Source organism: Kitasatospora sp. NPDC054939, from assembly GCF_053610105.1.
Map to the genome: position 1 here is coordinate 1 of NZ_JBSGXP010000272.1, position 4,142 is coordinate 4,142.

The 4,142-nt window shown below is 74.1% G+C and carries 4 protein-coding genes and 1 pseudogene; 3 read left to right on the forward strand and 2 right to left on the reverse strand.

The features are described from left to right. Both ACWGB8_RS37990 and ACWGB8_RS37995 read right to left on the reverse strand, forming a co-directional pair. A pseudogene (locus tag ACWGB8_RS37990) lies at positions 1 to 113 on the reverse strand (electron transfer flavoprotein subunit beta); the annotation flags it as partial. Between the two features lie 406 nt (positions 114 to 519). Further along, positions 520 to 933, reverse strand: a complete 414-nt coding sequence (locus ACWGB8_RS37995) for a thioredoxin family protein (RefSeq protein WP_452218225.1) — start codon at positions 931 to 933, stop codon at positions 520 to 522. Between the two features lie 265 nt (positions 934 to 1,198). Here ACWGB8_RS37995 and ACWGB8_RS38000 point away from each other — a divergent pair, with 265 nt between their 5' ends. From ACWGB8_RS38000 to ACWGB8_RS38010, 3 genes are all read left to right on the forward strand, one after another. Further along, positions 1,199 to 1,624, forward strand: coding sequence for a DUF4395 domain-containing protein (locus tag ACWGB8_RS38000; RefSeq protein ID WP_452218226.1), 426 nt, complete (start codon positions 1,199 to 1,201; stop codon positions 1,622 to 1,624). Positions 1,625 to 1,761: 137 nt separating this feature from the next. Beyond that, positions 1,762 to 2,532, forward strand: coding sequence for a lysophospholipid acyltransferase family protein (locus ACWGB8_RS38005; RefSeq protein WP_452218227.1), 771 nt, complete (start codon positions 1,762 to 1,764; stop codon positions 2,530 to 2,532). Positions 2,533 to 2,810: 278 nt separating this feature from the next. After that, positions 2,811 to 3,947: a hypothetical protein gene (locus ACWGB8_RS38010; RefSeq protein WP_452218228.1), complete on the forward strand. Its 1,137-nt coding sequence runs from the start codon at positions 2,811 to 2,813 to the stop codon at positions 3,945 to 3,947. Positions 3,948 to 4,142 lie beyond the last annotated feature (195 nt).

Sequence of the window (4,142 nt, forward strand, 5' to 3'; positions counted from 1 at the left end):
TCCGACAGGAGGCCGTCCACGCCCTCCCGGTCGGTGGTGTGGTCGTCCGCGAAACGACGGTCACCCGTCGCGTCCGGCACGTACTTCACACAGACAACGATCCTCAAGCTCACGGCCTGTCTCCTGTACTGGTCTCGTCCGGCGGCTGCGGCTGTGCAAGCAGGTGCGAACACGGCGCGCACCCGCTCCGGGCAGCGTGTTCCCGTGCCCGTCCGGAACTTCCTGGCAGCATACTCGCCAGTGGCTCAGTGGTGCTACTGGCCAGTAGCTTACGCTTCCGGGCCCGTGCGGACGCCCCGCCCGGCACCCGCGAACGGGCCCCCGACCACCGGAAAAGCCCCGGCCGGACGGGTTGCGGGACGGCCGCACAGCCGTCTGCGCCCATCCTGCCCCAGGCCGGGCCCGAGACCACCTGACAGAGCGGCACATCCGCTGTGAGATTCGCCGCGCGAGGGCGCGCGGACCGGCCGCACGCACCCCGTCCGGAGACCCCGGGACCGCGCCCTCCGGCTCGCCGGCTCAGACCGCCTCGCCCAGCGCCGCGATCACGTCCGCCCTGCGCGGCAGGCCCACCGCCCGCCGGACGACGGCGCCACCGGCGTCCAGCACCAGCACGGTCGGCGTCCGCAGGACCTCCAGCCGGCGGACCAGCTCCAGCTGCGCCTCGGCGTCCAGCTCCACGTGCGCCACGCCCTCGACCATCGCCGCCACCTCACCGAGCACCCGGCGGGTCGCCCGGCACGGCTGGCAGAATGCCGTCGAGAACTGCACCAGCGTCGCCCGCTCCCCCAGCGGCGCCCCCAGCTCCTCCGCCGACAGCCGCACCCCGCCGTCCCTGCCCCGCACCCGCAGCCTCCCGTCGCGCTTCGCCCGCAGCAGCCCGAAGGCGCTCGCCACCACGAGCACCACGAGGCACACCACCAACCCGGTCACCGCACCAGTGTGCGCCAGGGCCGGCGGCCTTCCGAAAGGAGGTCGACCGCCGGGTGCCGCCCCGCGTAGCATCACGGCGTGGACTCCGACCGCCCCGCACCGCCGCCGCTGATCGCCCGCCGCGTCGTCGACCGGGGCCGGGCGACCACCTCGCGCTGTCGCTGAGCCCGACCGGTCGCGCCCCTCCCGGCCGACCGCAGCACCGAGCACGGCAACCCGACCACCGGCCGCCTCCCGGGCGGCCACGCGAGCCCCCGGAGCGCCCATGCAGATCGACCCACGCGGCCCCCGTTTCGCCGCCGTCCTCACCAGCGCCGTCCTGGCCGCCGTCCTCGTGTCCGGCAGCGCCGCCCTGCTCGCCGCGCAGACCGCGGTGTTCGCCCTCGGCGCCGTCGGCGGGATGCGCCTCTCCCCGTACGCCTGGCTCTACCGCCGCCTGGTACGGCCCCGGCTCGCGCCACCGACGCAGACCGAGGACGAGCGGCCCCCGCGGTTCGCCCAGGGCGTCGGCCTGGTGTTCGGCGCGGTCGGCACGCTCGGCTTCATCACCGGGGTGACCTGGCTCGGCCTGCTCGCCACCGCCTTCGCACTCGCCGCGGCCTTCCTGAGCGCCGTCTTCGGCTACTGCCTGGGCTGCGAGATGTACCTGGTGATCCGCCGCGCCCAAGGCCGCCCCGACACCGCCGCGTGACAGGGGGCACTCGTTCGGGGGATCATCTCCCTTGTATCACCCGTGGCCGCCGCGGCGTGCCGCGCCTCCGGTCGGCCCGAGCACGGCGCGGGTACCGCCGGACTCGGGCAGCAGCCCGTGAGAAGTCAGGACTGACCGTGGCAGAGATCGTGTACCCCCCGGTGATCGGCGCCGCGCTGACCGTCTTCCGTGCGCTCGACGTGCGGATCAAGATCGTCGGCGCCGAGAACATCCCCGCCAAGGGCGGAGCGGTACTGGTGAGCAATCACATCAGCTACCTCGACTTCCTCTTCGCCGGTCTCGGCGCCTACCGCGGGGGCAAGCGCAAGACCCGCTTCATGGCGAAGGACGAGGTCTTCAAGCACGCCGTCTCCGGCCCGCTGATGCGCGGCATGAAGCACATCCCCGTCGACCGCGCCGACGGCCAGCCCGCCTACGAGACCGCCGTGCGCGCCTTGCGGGCCGGCGAGGTCGTCGGGGTGTTCCCCGAGGCGACGATCAGCCGCTCCTTCACGCTGAAGAAGTTCAAGACCGGCGCCGCCCGGATGGCCGCCGACTCCGGCGCCCCGCTGCTGCCCGTCGTGCTCTGGGGCACCCAGCAGCTGTGGACCAAGGGCCGCCCGAAGACCCTGACCAAGCGGCACGTCCCGGTGACCATCATGATCGGCGAGCCGATCGAGCTCACCGCCGCGGACAAGCCCGTCATGGTCACCCGCCGGCTGCGGGCCGCCATGACCGAGATGCTCGACCGCGCCCAGCGCGAGTACCCCGCCACGCCCAACGGCCCGGACGACAGCTGGTGGCTGCCCGCCCACCTCGGCGGCACCGCGCCCACCCTGGAGACCGCCGAGGCCGAGGACGAGGCGGAGGCCCTCGCCAAGGCCGAGCGCCGCGCCGCCGGCCAGTAGCAAAGCCGCCCTCCGGCACGGCCGGATGGCATACTCCGTTCCGTACTCCGAGTGACCGAGCGAGCGCGCGCCGTCGCGTGTCGCTCGGTCACGCGCGCTCCGATCTGACACAGTGGCAGCTTCCCCCGGGGGCCTCGTCCTGAAATCGGACCCACATCGGAGACGGAGTTGAGACGCGGATGACCGGCACACGGCACACGTCCGGACCGCACGGGACCGGGCCCCACCCGCCCGTACCGCAGCACCCGAGGTCGTCGGCGCCGCCGCGCGCACGGGTCATGGGCGCGCTCGTCGCCGGCGCCCTCGCGGCCGGCCCGCTGCTCGCCGGCTGCGGCGCCCAGCCCGGCGAGATCCCGTACAGCGCCATCCAGGGCAACTCGCCCACCCCGACGCCCAGTGCCACCCCGGCCGTCGCCGTCGCGGCCCCGTCCGCCGGACCGGCCGCCGCCCAGGCCGTGACGGCGCGCAACGGTCTCATCGCCGGGCGGGTCCTGCTCGACGCCGACAGCCGCTCCAGCGCCATCTTCACGGTCGCCCCCGACGGCAGCAGCGAGCAGCGCCTCACCGAACCGCCCGAGGGCGCGCGGGACGACCACCCCGACTGGTCGCCCGACGGCGGAACCCTCGTCTTCGACCGCACGCCCGACGGCAGCACGGCCACCCGGCTCTGGACGGTCTCCGCCGCCGGCCAGGGCGCCCGCCAGATCGGCGCCCTCTGCGAGACCGGCGCCATCGACTGCGCCAACGAGTCCGAGAGCAGCCCCGCCTTCTCCCCCGACGGGAAGATGCTCGCCTTCAGCCGCACCTGGGGCAGCATCGACGAGAGCAGCGGCAGCATCCAGTTCTCGGACCTCTACGTGATGGCCCCCGACGGCACCAACGCCCAGCGGCTGACCTTCCTGACCAACGACAAGCCGTACTCCGGCCGCATCGACAACCCCAGCTGGTCCCCGGACGGCACCCAACTCACCTTCGAGTACCGGACCAGCGGCACCGGCCAACCCGCCAACGGCCGCGCCGTCTTCGTCGTGAACGCCGACGGCACCGGCCTGCGCCAGCTCACCCCCTGGGACCTGCGCGCCGGCGAGCGGGCCGACTGGTCGCCGGACGGGACACAGATCGTGTTCACGACCTTCCCGGCCGGCGCGGACAACACCCCCGGCGGCGGCATCTACACAGTCCGCCCCGACGGGACCGCTATCGGCGCGCTCACCCCGTCCCCGTCCGACGCCTCCTACGGCCTCGCCTCGTACTCCCCCGACGGCAGGTCGATCGTCTTCGCCCAGGCCGCCGCCGACGGGACGGCCGAACTGTTCACCATGAACAGCGACGGCACCTCGCCGACCCGGCTCACCAACACCGCGGACAGCGGCGAGAGCCGGCCGAGCTGGGGCGCCGCTCCGCCGGCCCAGTAGCGGGCCGGTGCGAGGGCGAGCGGGGCGGGGAACCGGATGGGTTCCGCGCCCCGCTCCGCTGTTCTCTTCCCGGGCCCCGGTGGTGGCCGCCGCCATTCTTCCCGGAAACGCAGAAAACCCCCGATCCGTGACGGATCGGGGGTCTCCCACAATGATTGTTCGGCGGCGTCCTACTCTCCCACAGGGTCCCCCCTG

Coding starts and splice junctions, on each gene's coding strand:
- ACWGB8_RS38000 (WP_452218226.1), top strand. CDS start 1,199: ATGCAGATCGACCCACGCGGCCCCCGTTTCGCCGCCGTCCTCACCAGC.
- ACWGB8_RS38010 (WP_452218228.1), top strand. CDS start 2,811: ATGGGCGCGCTCGTCGCCGGCGCCCTCGCGGCCGGCCCGCTGCTCGCC.